The organism is Pseudomonas gingeri (assembly GCF_013386165.1).
GTDB lineage: Bacteria > Pseudomonadota > Gammaproteobacteria > Pseudomonadales > Pseudomonadaceae > Aquipseudomonas > Aquipseudomonas gingeri_C.
In genome coordinates, this window is the sequence record NZ_JACAOS010000016.1 from 728,281 (window position 1) to 745,118 (window position 16,838).

Sequence of the window (16,838 nt, forward strand, 5' to 3'; positions counted from 1 at the left end):
AATCCCCTTCCCTGTAGGAGCGAGCTTGCTCGCGATAGCGGTCCTCCAGGCGACGCAGATGTCGACTGTTGAATCGCATCGTGAGCAAGCTCGCTCCTACAGTGGGCGGCGGCTGTTTTTCTCAGGCATCGGCCAGTGCGCGACGCTGGATCGAACGCTTGCGCCAGATCCGCACCAGCGGCATCAGCAGCATGACCGCCGTCAGCGCCCAGACACCCGCGGTGATCGGACTCGACCAGAGAATCTCCAGCGCACCATTGGAAATCGACAGCGCCCGGCGCAGGTTCGACTCCATCAGCCCGCCGAGGATAAAGCCCAGCAGGATCGGCGACAGTGGGAAGTCCAGCTTGCGCAGGATATAACCGAAGATGCCGATGCCGATCATCAGGAACAGGTCGAAGGTGGTGGCGTGCACCGCATAGACGCCGATACCGGTGATGATGGCGATCACCGGTACCAGCGCCCAGTTCGGCACGGCGAGGATGCGGGTGAAGATGCGGATCATCGGGATGTTGAGGATCACCAGCATGACGTTGGCGATAAACAACGAGGCGATCAGGCCCCAGACGATGTCCGGCTGCTGCTGGAACAACAAGGGGCCGGGGGTGATGTTGTACAGCGACAGCGCGCCGATCATCACCGCCGTGGTCCCGGAACCGGGCACGCCCAGGGTCAGCATCGGCACCAGGGCACCGCAGGCCGCGCCACCGATGGCGGTTTCCGGGGCGGCCAGGCCACGTTTGTCGCCCTGGCCGAACTTGCCGTCGGCACCGGCGAGCTTTTTCTCGGTCATGTAGGCGACGGCGCTGGCGAGGGTCGCCCCGGCGCCCGGCAACACGCCCATGATAAAGCCGAGTACGCCGCAGCGCAGGTTCACCACGAAGACCGAGGCCGCTTCCTTGAAGTTGAACATCATCCGGCCGGTAGCTTTCACCGCTTCCTGGCCGCGATGGGTTTTTTCCAGCAACAGGAGGATTTCGCTGATGGAGAACAAGCCGAGCACCAGCACCACGAACTGAATGCCGTCAGCCAGGTGCACGTTATCGCCGGTGAAACGGTACACACCGCTGTTGGCGTCGATACCGATGCTCGACAGAAACAGGCCAATCAGCGCCGCGATAAAGGTCTTCAGCGGCCGGTCGCCGGCCATGCCGCCCAGGCAGACAATGGCGAAGACCATCAGCACGAAGTACTCCGCCGGGCCGAAGGCAATCGCCCATTTCGCCAGCAACGGGGCGAACAGCACCATGCCGCAGGTGGCGATGAAGGCGCCGATGAACGAGCTCCAGGCCGACAGCGACAGGGCTACGCCGGCCAGGCCCTGGCGGGCCATGGGGTAGCCATCGAGGGTGGTCATCACGGTGGAGGCTTCGCCGGGGATGTTCAGCAGGATCGAGCTGATCCGCCCACCGTACTCGCAACCCAGGTACACCGCCGCCAGCAGGATCAGCGCCGATTCCGGCGGCAGGCCGAGGGCGAAGGCAATCGGGATCAGCAGCGCCACGCCGTTGATCGGGCCCAGGCCCGGGAGCAGGCCGACGACGGTGCCGATCAGGGTGCCGCACAACGCGGTCACCAGGTTGTAGGGGGTCAGGGCAACGCCGAAGCCCTGGCCCAAATAACCTAAAGTATCCATGTCAGTTCTCCAGAACGTCGAGCAGTCCGAGGGGCAGCGGCACGTCCATGGCTTTATCGAACAGCAGATAAAGCCCGACGCTCATCAGGCTGATGATCAGCGCACTGGGCAACCAGCGGCCGCCGTACAGGCGCGCCATGGGGATGCCCACCAGGATGCTGCTGAGGATGAAACCCAGGGATTCGAAGGTGCCGGCAAACACCAGCAGCAGAACGGTGCAAAGGCCGATCTTGTGCAGGGTCGCGCGGTCCAGCGGCGGTTCGTCTTCGCTGTGGACGATGGGAGTGGGACGAAACAGCAGGTACAGCAAGCCCAGGCCCATCAGGCCGAGCATCAGCAACGGATAGGCGCGCGGGCCGACCGGTTCGTAGGAAAAGGCCGCCTGATAGGGCCAGGCCATCAGTGCCAGGCCGGCGCAGGCCAGCAGCAACACGGCGGCGAACAGTCGTTGTAAAAGCATGGGACGAACTCCTCTGGCGCGCCCTCCGCAGGGGAGGGCACGAAGGCTAGGCACGGGTGATCACTGGATCAGGCCGAACTCCTTGGCCAGCACCTTGTAGTCGGCTACCTGTTTCTTCACGTAGGTGTCGAGTTCCGGGCCGGTCATGGCGAAGGGGAACAGTTCGCGCTGGTCGCGCAGCTTGGCGAAGTCTTCCGAGGCCAGGAGTTTGTCGAAGGCGGCTTTCCACCAGGCGTAGTCTTCGTCGCTGACCTTTGGCCCCAGGTAGAAACCGCGCACCACCGGCCAGACGATGTCGTAGCCCTGTTCCCGGGCGGTGGGGATGTTCTTCATTTCCTCTTCGCCCAGGCGATTTTCGGCGAACACCGCGAGCAGGCGCATGTCGCCACTCTGGATGTGCGGCATGGAGTCGGAGATGTCGGTGCTGCCGACCTGGATGTGCCCGCCCATCAATGCGGTGACGATTTCGCCGCCGCCTTCGAGGGCCACGTAGCGCAGGTCCCGGGGGTTGATCCCGGCGGCCTTGGCGATCAGCGCGGTCTGCATCCAGTCCTGGCTGCCGACGGTGCCGCCGGAACCGATGACCACCTTGCTCGGGTCGGCCTTCAATGCCTTGACCAGGTCGTCGAGGGTTTTATACGGCGAGTCGCTTTTCACCGCGATGGCGCCGTAGCTGGTGCCGACGGCCGCCAGCCAGCGCACCGCGCCTTCGTCGAAACGACCGAACTTGCCTTGCGCCAGGTTCAGCAGCGAACCGCTGGACCAGGCCACCAGGGTGCCGGCATCGGCCGGGCGCTGGGCGACCACGGCGTTGTAGGCCACGGCACCGACGCCACCGGGCATGTAGGTCACGCGCATGGGTTTGCTGAGGATCTTTTCGTTGACCAGGGCGCTTTGCGCCAGCTTGCAGGTCAGGTCGAAACCACCGCCGGGGGAAGCCGGGGCGATGCATTCGGGGCGCTTGGGTTCGGCGGCACTGAGGTGTCCGGCAAACAGCAGGCAGCCGGCGGCGAGGGCGAAGGTGCGCAATGGCAACATCGTGGGTTACTCCATTATTGTTTTTATTCGAGCAAAAACGCATCGAGGCGTTTTCGAGCTTCAGGGACCGGCGCCGACGGTGGTCGTCACTGTCCGTGAAGAGACTCTAATGGGTCAACCTTTCACCAAGCTTTCAGCGCGAAAGGTCCGCTGAACCGGCGTGGCGATGGCTAACGAGGCGTTGTTTATCCGGTAGACTCCGCGACCAAAAGGGCGTTTAAGTAGCGCCGTTCGAGGTAGGAAATCATGCGCGTGCTTCTGGTCGAAGACCATCCCCAACTGGCTGAAAGTGTTGCCCAGGCGCTCAAGAGCACGGGCTTGACCGTGGATGTGCTGCACGATGGAGTGGCCGCCGACCTGGCTTTGAGCAGTGAGGAATACGCCGTGGCGATCCTCGACGTGGGGTTGCCGCGCCTGGACGGTTTTGAAGTCCTGGCCCGTCTACGCGCCCGTGGCAAGAACCTGCCGGTGCTGATGCTGACCGCGCGCAGCGACGTGAAGGACCGTGTCCATGGCCTCAACCTAGGGGCCGACGATTACCTGGCCAAGCCGTTCGAACTCACCGAGCTGGAAGCGCGGGTCAAGGCCTTGTTGCGGCGCAGTGTGCTCGGTGGCGAGCGCCAGCAGCGCTGCGGGCCGTTGGTCTACGACCTGGACACCCGGCGTTTCAGCCTTGGCGACGAACTGCTGACCCTGACCTCCCGTGAGCAGGCGGTGCTTGAAGCGTTGATCGCCCGTCCCGGACGGGTGATGAGCAAGGAGCAGTTGGCCGCCCAGGTCTTTGGCCTGGACGAAGAGGCCAGCGCCGATGCCATCGAAATCTACGTGCACCGTCTGCGCAAGAAACTCGACGGCCAGGCGGTGGCCATCGTGACCTTCCGTGGCCTCGGCTATCTGCTGGAACATCGCGATGCATAAGGCCGGCAGCCTGCGTTGGCGGCTGCTATGGAACCTCGCGCTGTTGCTGGTGGCGCTGATGCTCGCCAGTGGCTGGAGCGCCTATTACAACGGTCGCGAAGCCGCGGACACGGCCTATGACCGTACCTTGCTGGCCTCGGCACGAACCATTGCCGCGGGTCTTTCGCAACGCGACGGCAGCTTGAGCGCGAACGTGCCTTACGTCGCCCTGGACACCTTTGCCTATGACAGCGCCGGGCGGATCTATTACCAGGTCAACGACATCCACCAGCAGCTGATTTCCGGCTACGAAAATCTTCCCGCACCGCCGCCCGGTACGCCGCGCACCGATGACTATCCGGCGCTGGCGCGCTTCTACGACGGCCAATACCGTGGGCAGAACGTGCGGGTGGTGAGTCTGCTCAAGGCGGTCAGTGAGCCGAACATGAACGGTATGGCGGAAATTCGCGTGGCCGAGACCGATGAGGCGCGGGTGAATATGGCCCGCAGCCTGATGGCCGATACCCTGCTGCGCCTGGGCATGCTGGCGCTGGGCGCGTTGTTGCTGGTGGGCTTTGCCGTGAGCGCTGCCTTGCGTCCACTGGAGCGTTTGCGCGGCGCGGTGGAAGAGCGTCAGCCGGACGACCTGCGACCGTTGGCGCTGATGGAGGTGCAGGATGAACTCCAGCCGCTGGTGCGTTCGCTCAATCACTTTACCGAGCGCCTGCGTCGGCAATTCGAGCGCCAGGGGCAGTTTATCGCCGACGCCGCCCATGAGTTGCGCACGCCGCTGGCAGCGCTCAAGGCCCGTCTTGAGCTGGGCTTGCGGGCGACTGAGCCGGCGGTCTGGCGCGAGACCCTGGAGACCGCGGCCCAGGGCACGGACCGCCTGACCCACCTGGCCAACCAGTTGCTGTCGCTGGCGCGGATCGAAAATGGCGCGCGGGCGATTGCCGAAGGCGGCGCGCAGTTACTCGACCTCAGTCAGCTGGCGCGGGAGTTGGGCATGGCGATGGCGCCCCTGGCCCATGCGCGGGGCGTGGCGTTGGCGCTGGAGGCCGATGAGCCGGTGTGGCTGCGGGGTGAGCCGACCTTGCTCAATGAACTGTTGAGCAACCTGGTGGACAACGCCCTGGCCCATACGCCATCGGGTGGCAATGTGATCCTGCGGGTCGGGTTACCGGCGGTGCTTGAGGTGGAGGATGACGGGCCCGGGATTCCAGAGACGGAGCGGGGAAGGGTCTTCGAGCGTTTTTACCGGCGCCATCAGCAGGGCGTCGGTGCGGGGTTGGGCCTGGCGATTGTCGGCGAGATCTGCCGGGCGCACCTGGCGCAGATCAGCCTGCATGATGCCCAGCCCCACGGTCTGAAAGTCCGAGTGAGTTTTATCGCCGGGCCGGCCTCGTCGTCCTGAACTAGCGGAACATCTCCCGCGCTTCGTTGAGCTGGTCACTGAGGGTGCTGCTTTCCGGGTCCAGCCCCAGCTTGATAAAAGCCTTCAGGTCGCCCAGCGCTATTTGCCCGAAAGGATGCTCTGTACCCTGATGGCAGAACACACTGGCGATCTGCACCAGGCCGATATAGTCGATGCTCTTGCTGTCACGGTCCAGGTTCAGGTATTGCCCGGGGAGCTTGGCGAGCATTTCCGGAAATTCCCAGACTTTCAGCAATTCGTCGCCGAGCAACGGGTGAATACTGTCGATCACGTGATCCAGGCTCAGCGGGTCGGCGAGCAATTCGTAATGGTCTTCGGCATAGGTCAGGATCGGCAGGACGCCGATCTGGTGCACCAGCCCGCCCAGCGCTGCCTGGTCCGGCTTGAGCAGGGTGAAGTTGCGACACAGCACGTAGCAGACCCCGGCAATCTCCAGGCTCTTGCGCCAGACTTCGCGCATCTTCTGTTCCACCACCTCGGAGCGGGCATGGAAAATCTGCTCCATGACCAGGCCGATGGCCAGGTTGCTGCTGTAGTTGACGCCCAGCCGGGTGATCGCGGTGTGCAAGTCGGTGACTTCATGGCTGGCCCGCAACAACGGACTGTTGACCACCTTGATCAGGCGCGCCGACAACGCGGTATCGCCCCCGATCACTTTGCTCAAGGTGCTGACACTGATCTCCGGATCTTCGGCCGCCTTGCGAATCTTCAGGGCCACTTCCGGGAGCGTCGGCAGAACCAGGTCATCGTTGTCGATGGCCCGAACCAAATCCCGTTGGACCTTTTCCGCCAGCTTGTTCATTTCAATTCTCTAAGGCGGTGCAGTTAACGCTGGATCTCGCTGTCGCGGTCCAGTTGATAGGGCAAGTCCAGCAATATCAGGGCAGGACCTTGCAAATCGCCCAGATGCACATGGCCTGCTTCAGCCGCCTCGGCTTGCAGCACGGCCAGTAGTTCAATGCCTTTTTCCGCCTGGGCGGCAATCACCACCTCACCGATGGCGCTGCCATGGGACGGCGCGAACAGCGCGCTACCCGGCTCCGGCAGTTGTTCGGCAACCAGCGCCAGACGATAAAGGCGACGCTTGAGCTTGCCCAGGTACTGCATGCGGGCGACGATTTCCTGCCCTGTATAGCAGCCTTTCTTGAAGCTTACGCCTCCGACGGCCTGTAAATTGAGCATTTGAGGAATAAATAATTCACGGGTCTGCGCCATGACCTGGCCGATACCGGCACGGATCTGGCCCAGCAGCCAGGTATTCAGCTCGGCTTCGGGCAGCAGGCTCGCCAGATGTTCGCGAACCCGAGCGGCCTGATCCGCCGGAACCCAGAGTTCGCTGCGTCCCGGAGAAACCCGCAGGGCGATCAGCGTATCGGCACGGACCAAGGCATCGGTCTCGGCCGGCAGCTCAAGGCCCAGGCCGCGCAAGGCGGTGTCGCCCTCGCCGAGTCCGAAGCGAACCCAGCCGGCGCTTTCGTCGGTGAGTTTGGATTTGGAGAACACGGCGTACTTTTTCAGGTCCGCCAGTTGCGCTTCCAGCAGCTCGCCGGTCATCGCCAGTAATACACCGTCACCTTCGAGCAGGATGCGGAAGCTCGACTGCATGCGGCCTTTTTGCGTGCAGCGGGCACCGAGACTGGCCCGGGTGTCGCTCAGGTAGTTGAGGTTGCAGGTCAGCTGGCCCTGGAGAAACTTGGCGGCGTCGGTGCCGCGGACGGCAAGAACGCCTTCGTGGGTCAGCGTGCAGAAAAAAGCGGAATCGGCCATGGGTCATCGCAGCGGAAAAAGGATGGGAGACATCATAGAGGGGCGCCTGGCAAATGGGTAGTTCACAACGCCGCCGTCGGCCCCGACCAAAGCCGACTGTCGGCACGCGCCCAGGGCTGTATACTTGCGCTCAAATTTGAGGAGCGCTCCATGGTCGTCGAAAATGTAGAACTCAATCGCCTCTACTGGCACAGCCGCCGCGGCATGCTGGAGCTGGATGTGTTGCTGGTACCGTTCGTCAAGGAGGTGTACCCGCATCTGAGCGTGGCCGACCGCGAGTGTTATCGCAACCTACTCGAATGCGAAGACCAGGACATGTTCGGCTGGTTCATGGAGCGTTCCGAATCGGAAGATCCGGAGTTGCAGCGCATGGTTCGCATGATCCTGGATCGTGTCCAGCCCAAGTAATCTGTTCGAATGCCGCTGGCAGGCCTCGCGGCTGTTGCCGGCGGCGTATCTCGGGGCCTTGGGCCTGGCGCTGGTTTCTCTCTGTCTGCTGGATATTGCGCTCTGGGCAAGTCTGTCCGGGGCTTTGCTGTGCCTGCTGCATGGCGCCTGGGTGCTGCCGCGACAACTCTTGTTGAGCCATCCGTCGGCGTTTACCGGCTTGCGCCGTGATGAGCAGGGTTGGCAACTGTGGAGCGAGGCTGCGGGCTGGCAGCCGGTGCAGTTGTGCCGCGATAGCCTGGCCTTGCCGTGGCTGGTGCTGCTGCGCTTTCGTTTGCCGGGCGAGCGGCGCGTGCGTGGGCTGTGCGTACCCTTTGATGCCCTGGCGCCGGATGTGCATCGGCGCCTGCGTGTACGCTTGAAGTTCAGCCGGCGAAGGTGGGCGGCACCAGGATAGTGTCCAGGGCCTCGGGTAGCAGGTCCGGGTAGTCGAGGGTGTAATGCAGGCCCCGGCTTTCCTTGCGTTCCATGGCCGAACGAATCATCAGTTCGGCGACCTGGGCCAGGTTGCGCAACTCGATCAGGTCGCGGCTGACCTTGTAGTTGCTGTAGAACTCATCGATCTCGTCCAGCAGCAGGCGTACCCGATGCTGCGCCCGTTGCAGGCGCTTGTTGGTGCGCACGATGCCGACGTAGTCCCACATGAAGCGCCGCAGCTCGTCCCAGTTGTGGGCAATGATCACGTCCTCGTCGGAGTCGGTCACCTGGCTCGCATCCCAGCTCGGCAGGGCGGCGGGTACGGCGATCTGCGGCAGTTGCTGGAGAATGTCCGCCGCTGCCGAGCGGGCGTAGACGAAACATTCGAGCAGTGAGTTGCTGGCCATGCGGTTGGCGCCATGCAGGCCGGTGAAGCTGGTCTCGCCGATGGCGTACAGGCCGGGCACATCGGTGCGGCCCTGCTGGTCGACCAGCACTCCGCCACAGGTGTAGTGCGCGGCCGGGACCACCGGGATCGGGCCTTTGGTGATATCGATGGAGAATTCCAGGCAGCGTTCGTACACCGTCGGGAAGTGCGTCTTGATAAAGGCTTCGGGCTTGTGGCTGATGTCCAGGTAGACACAGTCGATCCCAAGGCGCTTCATCTCATGGTCGATGGCCCGGGCCACGATGTCCCGTGGCGCCAGTTCGGCCCGTGGGTCGAAGCGCGGCATGAAGCGTTCGCCGTTGGGCAGCTTCAGGTGCGCACCTTCGCCGCGCAGGGCTTCGGTGATGAGAAAACTCTTGGCCTGGGGGTGATACAGGCAGGTGGGGTGGAACTGGTTGAACTCCAGGTTTGCCACCCGGCAGCCCGAACGCCAGGCCATGGCGATACCGTCGCCGCAGGCCCCGTCGGGGTTGCTGGTATAGAGGTAGACCTTGGCCGCGCCGCCCGAAGCGAGCACGGTGAAGCGCGCGCCATAGGTATCGACCTCGCCGGTGCCGCGATCGAGCACGTAGGCCCCCAGGCAGCGGTCGCCGTCCAGGCCCAGGCGTTTTTCGGTGATCAGGTCGACGGCGACCCGCTGTTCCAGCAATTCGATATTGGGTCGTTGGCGGGCCTGCTCCAGCAAGGTCTTGAAGATCGCCGCACCCGTGGCATCGGCCGCGTGGATGATACGCCGATGGCTGTGACCGCCCTCGCGGGTGAGGTGGAACTCGAAGCCACCGTCATCGCTACTGGCTGCTTCGTCCCGGGTAAACGGCACGCCCTGGTCGATCAGCCACTGGATGGCTTCCCGGCTGTGTTCGACGGTGAAGCGCACAGCGTCTTCATGGCACAGGCCACCGCCGGCATTGAGGGTGTCCTCGACGTGGGACTGCACGGTGTCGGTATCGTCGAGCACCGCGGCGACCCCGCCCTGGGCCCAGAAGGTCGAACCGTTGGCCAGGTTGCCCTTGCTCAATACGGCAATGCGCAGATGGCTGGGCAGGGTGAGGGCCAGGCTAAGGCCGGCGGCACCGCTGCCAATCACCAGCACATCGTGTTGAAAATGTCGGCTCATCTGAAACATCCGAAAAAAGCGCCCGGGGGGCAGTGGCCGGGCCCCGCCCGACAGCCCACTAGTATATGGCTGGGGGGAGCGGCACAATAGCCGGGCCTTTGTGGCATTGTGAAAGGGCTGTGGGCGCTGAGTGTGCGCCAGTCCATGCCGCCATGCATGCGCTTTTGCAGGGTAAGGCAATGATTTTTCAGCTATAACCATGGCTCAGGCAGCCGTGGCCAGCATCACTATCACAATGCCACTACCTGCAGCGGGTACCGGGAACTTTTACGAGGCTCCAGGCTCCCATGCGGGGTGCCTGAAAGAAGGGGACAGCGTCGGCTTTATGCGGGGAGCCTGAGATGGCCTTTGCTAGCAGATTCGACGACCAGATTATTCACGCAGTCGGCGATGGCCGTGCTGCGTTTTTCGTGTGTGTCCGTTCGGCGGGCCACAGGAAACTTGCTTGAAGGGGGAGAACTTTTGCCAGAAGCCCGAGTCTATGTTTGCAAGCCTGGTCAATTAGCGATGCGTGCCTCCTTCAGGTCCTATGAGGAGTGTTCATGCTAACCCAGGAAGAGGATCAGCAGCTGGTCGAGCGCGTTCAACGCGGCGACAAGCGCGCATTTGATCTGCTGGTGCTGAAATATCAGCACAAAATTCTCGGGTTGATCGTGCGATTCGTGCACGACACCCATGAAGCCCAGGATGTTGCACAGGAAGCCTTTATCAAAGCCTACCGTGCATTGGGCAATTTTCGCGGTGACAGTGCCTTTTACACCTGGCTCTACCGCATCGCCATCAACACGGCGAAGAACTATCTGGTTTCCCGCGGTCGCAGGCCACCAGACAGCGATGTGAGTTCCGAAGACGCGGAGTTCTACGACGGCGATCATGGCCTCAAGGACCTCGAGTCACCGGAGCGTGCGTTGCTGCGGGATGAGATCGAAGGCACTGTCCATCGAACCATCCAGCAATTGCCAGAAGATTTGCGTACAGCTTTAACTTTACGTGAATTCGACGGTCTGAGTTATGAGGACATTGCAGCGGTCATGCAGTGTCCGGTGGGCACCGTGCGCTCCCGGATTTTCCGCGCCCGGGAGGCCATCGATAAAGCCCTGCAGCCGTTGTTGCAGGAATCCTGAGACAGCGGCGATAGCCAAGAGAGGAACCGCCATGAGTCGTGAAGCCCTGCAGGAATCGCTGTCCGCGGTGATGGATAACGAAGCGGATGAACTGGAATTGCGTCGGGTGCTCAATGCCCTCGACGATGCCGAGACCCGTGCCACCTGGTCTCGTTACCAAATCGCCCGGGCAGTGATGCACAAGGAGCTGCTGGACCCGCGCCTGGATCTCGCCTCGGCCGTTTCCGCGGCCCTGGCCGGCGAGGAAGTCCCGGCCAAGGGCACTCGCGGTCCTTGGCGTACCCTGGGTCGCCTGGCCGTCGCAGCCTCGGTCACCCTGGCCGTATTGGCCGGTGTGCGCCTGTACAACCAGGATGACATTGTCGGTGCCCAACTGGCCCAGCAATCGAACCAGCCAGGCTTGGTCGCCCCTACGGCCAAAGGTCCGGCGGTATTGGCCGGCTACACCGAGAGCAGCGATCAGGCAACCGGCCCGATGGCCAATGGTGTGCTGCAGCAAGGCCAGTCCGGCTGGCAAGACCAGCGTCTGCCAGGCTACCTGCGCCAGCATGCGCAACAGGCCGCACTCAAGGGCACTGAAAGCGCTCTGCCCTACGCCCGTGCCGCCAGCCTGGAAAACCGTTAAGGAGGATCATGCGCGCGCTACCTCTTCTAACGCTTTTGCTCAGCGGCTGGTGGGTTCTTCCAGCCCAGGCCGATGAAGCTCAGGACTGGTTGAACCGTCTTGGGCAAGCCGAGCAGCAGCAAAGCTTTCAGGGCACTTTCGTCTACGAGCGCAATGGTAGTTTTTCTACCCATGGCATCTGGCACCTGGTGCGCGATGGCAAGGTTCGTGAGCGCTTGATCCAGCTCGATGGCTCGGCACAAGAGGTTGTTCGCGTCGATGGTCATACCCAGTGTGCCAGTGGTGCACTGGTGGCGGGGCTCGGTGATATGCCGGACTCCCATACCCGTTCGCTGGACCCGCAAACCCTCAAGAGCTGGTACGACATCGCTGTCGTCGGCAAATCCCGCGTGGCCGGGCGCCCGGCCGTGGTGATCTCGCTGACGCCGCGCGACCAGCACCGTTATGGTTTTGAGCTGCACCTGGACCGTGAGACCGGCTTGCCGTTGAAGTCATTGTTGCTCAATGACAAGGGGCAGTTGCTCGAGCGTTTCCAGTTCACCGAATTGAATACCGCCCAGCCCCCTGATGAACGTCAGGTGCAGGCCAGTGCCGAGTGCAAGCCGGTGGTCCTGTTGACCAATCAGGCCCAGCCCAAGGTGCAGGCGTTGGGCTCGGCGGCGGGCCAGCTCTGGCATTCGGACTGGCTGCCACCGGGTTTCGAACTGGTCAGCAGCACGGCCCGGATCGACCCGGCGACCAAGGCCGAGGTCAGCAGCTTGATGTACGACGATGGTCTGTCGCGTTTTTCAGTGTTCCTTGAACCCCTCAACGGCGCCACGGCGACGGACGCCCGGGCCCAGTTGGGGCCGACGGTCGCGGTGTCCCGACGCCTGGCCATGCCGAGCGGCGATATCATGGTGACGGTGGTGGGAGAAATTCCTATCGGCACCGCCGAACGGGTTGCACTGTCCATGCGTTCCGGCAGTGTGCAGGCCAAGCAGTGAACGGCTGAATCATGGGGCTTGTGGGGGGCTGCTGCAGAAATGTCTGGTGATCAAATTCATTTGCAAATATCCCTGAATTTTCCTATAGGTCAGAGCCTCTGCGCGCTGGCCTTGTTTGCTGTTTCCGGTCCAGAAGCCTCGGCGTGTCATGCCCGGGGCTTTTAGGGGTCTATCGCTTAATCATGCTCGTTGTTCATGGGAGCCCTATGTCGATACCACGCTTGAAGTCTTATCTGTCCATTGTCGCCACCGTTCTGGTGCTCGGCCAGGCGGTGACCGCCCAGGCCGCTGACTTGCCCGACTTCACCGAACTGGTGGAGCAGGCTTCGCCGGCGGTGGTCAACATCAGCACCACCCAGAAGCTGCCGGACCGCAAGGTCGCCGACACCCAGGGCCTCGAAGGCCTGCCGCCGGAAATCCAGCAGTTCTTCCGCGGTTTCCCGCAGCCGCGCAGTCCGAAAGGCGGTGGTAGTGGCAATGGTCGCCAGCGTGAAGCCCAGTCCCTGGGGTCGGGCTTCATCATCTCCAAGGACGGCTACATCCTGACCAACAATCACGTGGTCGCCGATGCCGACGAGATCCTGGTACGCCTGGCTGATCGCAGCGAACTCAAGGCCAAGCTGGTCGGCACCGACCCACGTTCCGACGTGGCGCTGCTGAAAATCGACGGCAAGGACCTGCCGACCCTCAAGCTGGGCAAGTCCAAGGACCTGAAAGCCGGCCAGTGGGTCGTCGCCATCGGCTCGCCGTTCGGCTTTGACCATACCGTGACCCAGGGCATCGTCAGCGCCGTGGGCCGTAGCCTGCCGAACGAAAACTATGTGCCGTTCATCCAGACCGACGTGCCGATCAACCCGGGTAACTCCGGCGGCCCGCTGTTCAACCTCAAGGGTGAAGTGGTCGGGATCAACTCGCAGATCTACACCCGCTCCGGTGGCTTCATGGGGGTTTCCTTCGCGATCCCGATCGATGTCGCCATGGATGTTTCCGATCAGCTGAAGGCTGGCGGCAAAGTCAGCCGTGGCTGGTTGGGTGTGGTGATCCAGGAAGTCAACAAGGACCTGGCCGAGTCGTTCGGCCTGGACAAACCGGCCGGTGCCCTGGTTGCCCAGGTGCAGGACGGTGGTCCGGCGGCCAAGGGTGGTTTGCTGGTCGGTGACGTGATCCTCAGCATGAACGGCCAGCCGATCGAAATGTCGGCGGACCTGCCGCATCTGGTCGGCGCGTTGAAGGCCGGTGAGAAGGCGTCCCTGGAAGTGATTCGCGAGGGCAAGCGCAAGACCGTGGACCTGACGGTCGGTGCGATTCCGGATGAAGGCAAGGAAATGGATATCGCCAAGGCCAACGGCGCCGAGCGCAGCAGCAACCGCCTGGGGATTTCCGTGGTCGAGCTGAGCGATGACCAGAAAAAGGATAACGACCTCAAGGGTGGCGTAGTCATCAAAGACGTCCAGGACGGTCCTGCGGCCTTGATCGGTCTGCAGCCAGGCGATGTGATCACTCACCTGAACAACCAGGCGATCACCAGCGCGGCGCAGTTCGCGGACATTGCCAAGGCCCTGCCGAAGAACCGTTCGGTGTCCATGCGCGTGCTGCGTCAGGGACGTGCCAGCTTCATCACTTTCAAGCTGGCTGAGTAAGCCGAAACCCAGGCGGTCCAGGGTTTCAGGCATCAAGCCTGGCGATGTAAAAAACATCGCCAGGCCGAGTAGCTCCCAAGCGCCGACAGCAATGTCGGCGCTTTTTTATTGGCTGATTCATGCCGGCCAGAGGGTTGCGGCCCGCTCCTCGTGCAGGCTGATATGGCGTCAGATGCATCAATAATGTGCAAAAGGTGCGCCTTCCGCCATTACCGATGCCCTGCCTATAGTTCCGGCCAATGGCGCACGGGCGCTGAACGGGTAGGAGAGCATTCATGAGTTCGTTGAATAGGTTTATCGAAGGTGTCGGGTCAGTCTGGGGCCCCCTCAGCTCTGAGCTGGTTGCCGAGTGCCAGCAGCAGTTGGAGACGCTGCTGAGAACGCCATGTACGCAAGAGTGGTTGGCGGTATTGCATCGTGAACAGCCGGCCCAGCAGGAGATGTACAGGGACCCGGCCAAGGATTTCGTGCTGTTGGCACACATGGAACCTGAAGGACTCTACAGGCCACCCCATGACCATGGTCGAGGCTGGGTTATCTATGGGATTCAGCAAGGGGAAATCGAAATGGGCACTTATGCCCGGGTAGAGGCGCCGGACGGCAGCGTGAAGCTGGTGAAGCGCGGTTCCACCGTGGTCCGTGCTGGAGAGGCGCAGGTGTATCTGCCGGGAGATATTCACGATACGCGTTGTATTTCGGGGCCTGCGTTGTTGTTCCGCTTTACCGAGCGCGATTTGAAAAAGGAAGACCAGCAAGCGCGCCGGCTGACGCGCTATGTAGAACGGGACGGTCTCTGGGTGCCTGGGCCATGAGCAGCGTCACTGACCGACGGTCGGCGGGGCAGGCCAGTCAGGCACCGTTGTTGAGGCTTGAGCTGCGGTCGAGGATGGCGATCGGCTGCGTACTGGCGGCGATGGTGTTGGTGGTGCTGAATACGGTTGTGGTAAACGTCGCGCTACCGACCATCGCCGATTCGCTACAGGTGACGTCTTCCCTATCCGTGTGGATTATCACCGCTCACCAGGCCGCGCTGCTGATGGCTCTGCTGCCCTGCGCGGCGCTCGGAGAAAGCCTGGGCCATCGCCGGGTATTCACCTGGGGGGTTGCGCTGTTCACGGGCGCAACCTTGTTGTGCTCACTGGCGCCATCCCTGCCTTGGCTGATCGCGGCGCGGTTTCTTCAGGGGCTGGGTGGGGCCGCAGTCATGGCACTTGGCGTTGCGCTGCTGCGCAGCAGCATTGCTCCTCAGCGGCTGGGTGCGGCTATCGGCTGGAACGCCCTGACTGTGGCGCTGGCATCGGCTGCGGGTCCGATGATCGGCGCGCTGATCCTGTCGGTGGCGCGTTGGCCTTGGCTGTTCGCTGTCCAACTACCTTTGGGGATTCTGGTACTGCTCGCCAGTCGTGCGCTGCCAGATAACGAGGGCACGGCTCGGGCAATCGATGTGTTGAGCATGGCGTTGAATGCCGGGGCTTTTGCGGCGCTGGTGGTATCCGTGGAACTTTTGACGGGCCAGCCGACATGGGTAGCTCTTCTGCTGGCGGTATCCGGTATTCAGTGGGTGCTGCTGGTGCGACGGGAGAGGCCGAAGCAAGCCCCCCTTGTCCCGATCGACTTGCTCCGATCCCCTGCATTTCGCGTTTCTGTGATCGCCTCGGTCTGTTGTTTTGCCGGACAGACCGCAGGCATGATTGCGCTGCCGTTTTATCTGCAACACGGTCTGGGGCAGGATGCACTGACAGCCGGTCTCTATATGGTGCCATGGCCGTTGACCGTGGCGTTCGCCGCACCGTTCGCCGGCCGCCTTGCAGACCAATGGCCAACAGCATGGCTGTGCTTCGCAGGCGGCATGTGTCTCGCAATCGGGCTAGGGGCCAGCTCACTGTTGTCGTTGAAGGACATCCCGCTCCTGCTCATCCCCTTCACCATGCTGTGTGGCCTCGGTTTTGGCTTCTTTAATGTGGCGAATAACCGCAGCATGTTCCTTTCGGCGCCCATTGAGCGCAGTGGGGCTGCCGGAGGGTTGCAAGGCACTGCCCGGTTGTTCGGGCAAACCACAGGTGCGCTTATCATGACCCTTCTGTTCAGTATGTCCTCGGTCGATACCGCGCCTCGCACAGGGCTTGGCATTGGTGCCCTGTTGACACTCGTAGCCGCTCTGGTCAGCGTATGGCGCAGCCAGCGAGTGGCCTGAAGCCAGGTGACGGTTTTCTCTCCGATCACTTGGCTCGCTTGGGCAACTGCACCAACTGGCTGTTGGAGTAGATGTCGTGCCAGCTGCGTTTCTGCTTGTCCACCAGCGACCAGAGAAAGCCCAGGCCGAACAGCCAGGAAGCGATGGAAACAATAAAGCGCAACAGGGCCTGCCAGAGACTGATGGCCGTACCGTCAGCGTTTTGTACGCGAATCCCCCAGACCTGCATACCTAGTGTCTGGCCTTTATAGGTCCAGAACTTGGCGAAAAAGCCGAACAGCACAAACACCAGGATTGTCGACAGCAGCGGGTCACCGTCCAGTGCTCCGGTATCGGAGAGTTTGCGCAGTTGCTGTTCGCCGATGATCGCCATCTGCACCAGCTTGTAGATAAACCCGGTGACGATCAGCAACGCCGTACACAGCAGAAAGTCATAGAACATCGCGGCCAGGCGACGTCCCAGGCCGGCGGCGGGAAAATCACCCTGGGGGCTCAGCGTATGTTTCGACATGGCGGCTCTCTCCGTGAGGACTGAAAAAAGCCATCTTACGAAATTGTGCTCATAAAAAAGCCCCTGATATCAATATCAGGGGCTTTTCATGATACG

Annotated in this window: 17 protein-coding genes; 10 read left to right on the forward strand and 7 right to left on the reverse strand. The window is 62.3% G+C overall.

What is annotated here, in order from left to right; translation table 11 throughout:
* Positions 1-121 precede the first annotated feature (121 nt).
* From HX866_RS19645 to HX866_RS19655, 3 genes are read right to left on the reverse strand one after another with little or no spacing between them, the layout of a single operon-like run.
* A complete protein-coding gene (locus tag HX866_RS19645) occupies positions 122-1,636 on the reverse strand; it encodes a tripartite tricarboxylate transporter permease (RefSeq protein ID WP_177096704.1) in 1,515 nt (504 codons plus the stop codon).
* 1 nt (position 1,637) lies between these two features.
* On the reverse strand, positions 1,638-2,096 hold the full coding sequence (locus tag HX866_RS19650; protein WP_177096705.1) for a tripartite tricarboxylate transporter TctB family protein: 459 nt from the start codon (positions 2,094-2,096) through the stop codon (positions 1,638-1,640).
* A 60-nt stretch (positions 2,097-2,156) separates the two neighbouring features.
* The gene (locus HX866_RS19655) at positions 2,157-3,134 is read right to left on the reverse strand and encodes a Bug family tripartite tricarboxylate transporter substrate binding protein (protein WP_177096706.1); all 978 of its coding nucleotides are present in this window, start codon (positions 3,132-3,134) and stop codon (positions 2,157-2,159) included.
* A 246-nt stretch (positions 3,135-3,380) separates the two neighbouring features.
* Between HX866_RS19655 and HX866_RS19660 the strand changes: the two genes are divergently transcribed.
* Complete coding sequence (locus HX866_RS19660) at positions 3,381-4,052, forward strand: response regulator (protein WP_177096707.1); 672 nt, start codon at positions 3,381-3,383, stop codon at positions 4,050-4,052.
* Positions 4,045-5,445 carry a sensor histidine kinase gene (locus HX866_RS19665; RefSeq protein WP_177103797.1) on the forward strand — a complete coding sequence of 467 codons (1,401 nt, stop codon included), beginning with the start codon at positions 4,045-4,047 and terminating at the stop codon, positions 5,443-5,445. Before HX866_RS19660 ends, HX866_RS19665 begins: the two co-directional genes overlap by 8 nt.
* Before the next feature lies 1 nt (position 5,446).
* Here HX866_RS19665 and HX866_RS19670 read toward each other — a convergent pair whose 3' ends face one another.
* Both HX866_RS19670 and ygfZ read right to left on the reverse strand, forming a co-directional pair.
* Positions 5,447-6,268 carry an HDOD domain-containing protein gene (locus tag HX866_RS19670; RefSeq protein WP_177096709.1) on the reverse strand — a complete coding sequence of 274 codons (822 nt, stop codon included), beginning with the start codon at positions 6,266-6,268 and terminating at the stop codon, positions 5,447-5,449.
* Between the two features lie 23 nt (positions 6,269-6,291).
* Positions 6,292-7,233, reverse strand: a complete 942-nt coding sequence (ygfZ, locus tag HX866_RS19675; RefSeq protein WP_177140269.1) for a CAF17-like 4Fe-4S cluster assembly/insertion protein YgfZ — start codon at positions 7,231-7,233, stop codon at positions 6,292-6,294.
* A gap of 150 nt (positions 7,234-7,383) precedes the next feature.
* Here ygfZ and HX866_RS19680 point away from each other — a divergent pair, with 150 nt between their 5' ends.
* Together HX866_RS19680 and HX866_RS19685 are read left to right on the forward strand one after the other, a co-directional pair.
* The gene (locus HX866_RS19680) at positions 7,384-7,641 is read left to right on the forward strand and encodes an FAD assembly factor SdhE (RefSeq protein WP_177096711.1); all 258 of its coding nucleotides are present in this window, start codon (positions 7,384-7,386) and stop codon (positions 7,639-7,641) included.
* Positions 7,625-8,077 carry a protein YgfX gene (locus HX866_RS19685; RefSeq protein ID WP_177140270.1) on the forward strand — a complete coding sequence of 151 codons (453 nt, stop codon included), beginning with the start codon at positions 7,625-7,627 and terminating at the stop codon, positions 8,075-8,077. The genes HX866_RS19680 and HX866_RS19685 overlap by 17 nt, the downstream gene beginning before the upstream one ends.
* Here HX866_RS19685 and nadB read toward each other — a convergent pair.
* Positions 8,046-9,662 carry an L-aspartate oxidase gene (gene nadB / locus HX866_RS19690; protein WP_177103802.1) on the reverse strand — a complete coding sequence of 539 codons (1,617 nt, stop codon included), beginning with the start codon at positions 9,660-9,662 and terminating at the stop codon, positions 8,046-8,048. The genes HX866_RS19685 and nadB overlap by 32 nt on opposite strands.
* 542 nt (positions 9,663-10,204) lie before the next feature.
* Here nadB and rpoE point away from each other — a divergent pair.
* The 6 genes from rpoE (at position 10,205) to HX866_RS19720 (ending at position 16,231) form a co-directional block, all read left to right on the forward strand.
* The gene (gene rpoE, locus HX866_RS19695) at positions 10,205-10,786 is read left to right on the forward strand and encodes an RNA polymerase sigma factor RpoE (protein WP_177096716.1); all 582 of its coding nucleotides are present in this window, start codon (positions 10,205-10,207) and stop codon (positions 10,784-10,786) included.
* 31 nt (positions 10,787-10,817) lie between these two features.
* On the forward strand, positions 10,818-11,411 hold the full coding sequence (locus HX866_RS19700) for a sigma-E factor negative regulatory protein (protein ID WP_177140271.1): 594 nt from the start codon (positions 10,818-10,820) through the stop codon (positions 11,409-11,411).
* A gap of 8 nt (positions 11,412-11,419) precedes the next feature.
* Positions 11,420-12,397, forward strand: a complete 978-nt coding sequence (locus tag HX866_RS19705) for a MucB/RseB C-terminal domain-containing protein (protein ID WP_177140272.1) — start codon at positions 11,420-11,422, stop codon at positions 12,395-12,397.
* A 206-nt stretch (positions 12,398-12,603) separates the two neighbouring features.
* Entirely contained in the window at positions 12,604-14,037 is a 1,434-nt protein-coding gene (locus HX866_RS19710) for a DegQ family serine endoprotease (protein ID WP_177096722.1), read from the forward strand.
* A 275-nt stretch (positions 14,038-14,312) separates the two neighbouring features.
* The gene (locus HX866_RS19715; protein ID WP_177140273.1) at positions 14,313-14,849 is read left to right on the forward strand and encodes a hypothetical protein; all 537 of its coding nucleotides are present in this window, start codon (positions 14,313-14,315) and stop codon (positions 14,847-14,849) included.
* Positions 14,846-16,231: an MFS transporter gene (locus HX866_RS19720; RefSeq protein ID WP_218179721.1), complete on the forward strand. Its 1,386-nt coding sequence runs from the start codon at positions 14,846-14,848 to the stop codon at positions 16,229-16,231. The genes HX866_RS19715 and HX866_RS19720 overlap by 4 nt, the downstream gene beginning before the upstream one ends.
* A 25-nt stretch (positions 16,232-16,256) precedes the next feature.
* On the opposite strand, the gene HX866_RS19725 is transcribed toward HX866_RS19720, so the two are convergent.
* Positions 16,257-16,742, reverse strand: coding sequence for an RDD family protein (locus tag HX866_RS19725; RefSeq protein ID WP_177096726.1), 486 nt, complete (start codon positions 16,740-16,742; stop codon positions 16,257-16,259).
* Positions 16,743-16,838 lie beyond the last annotated feature (96 nt).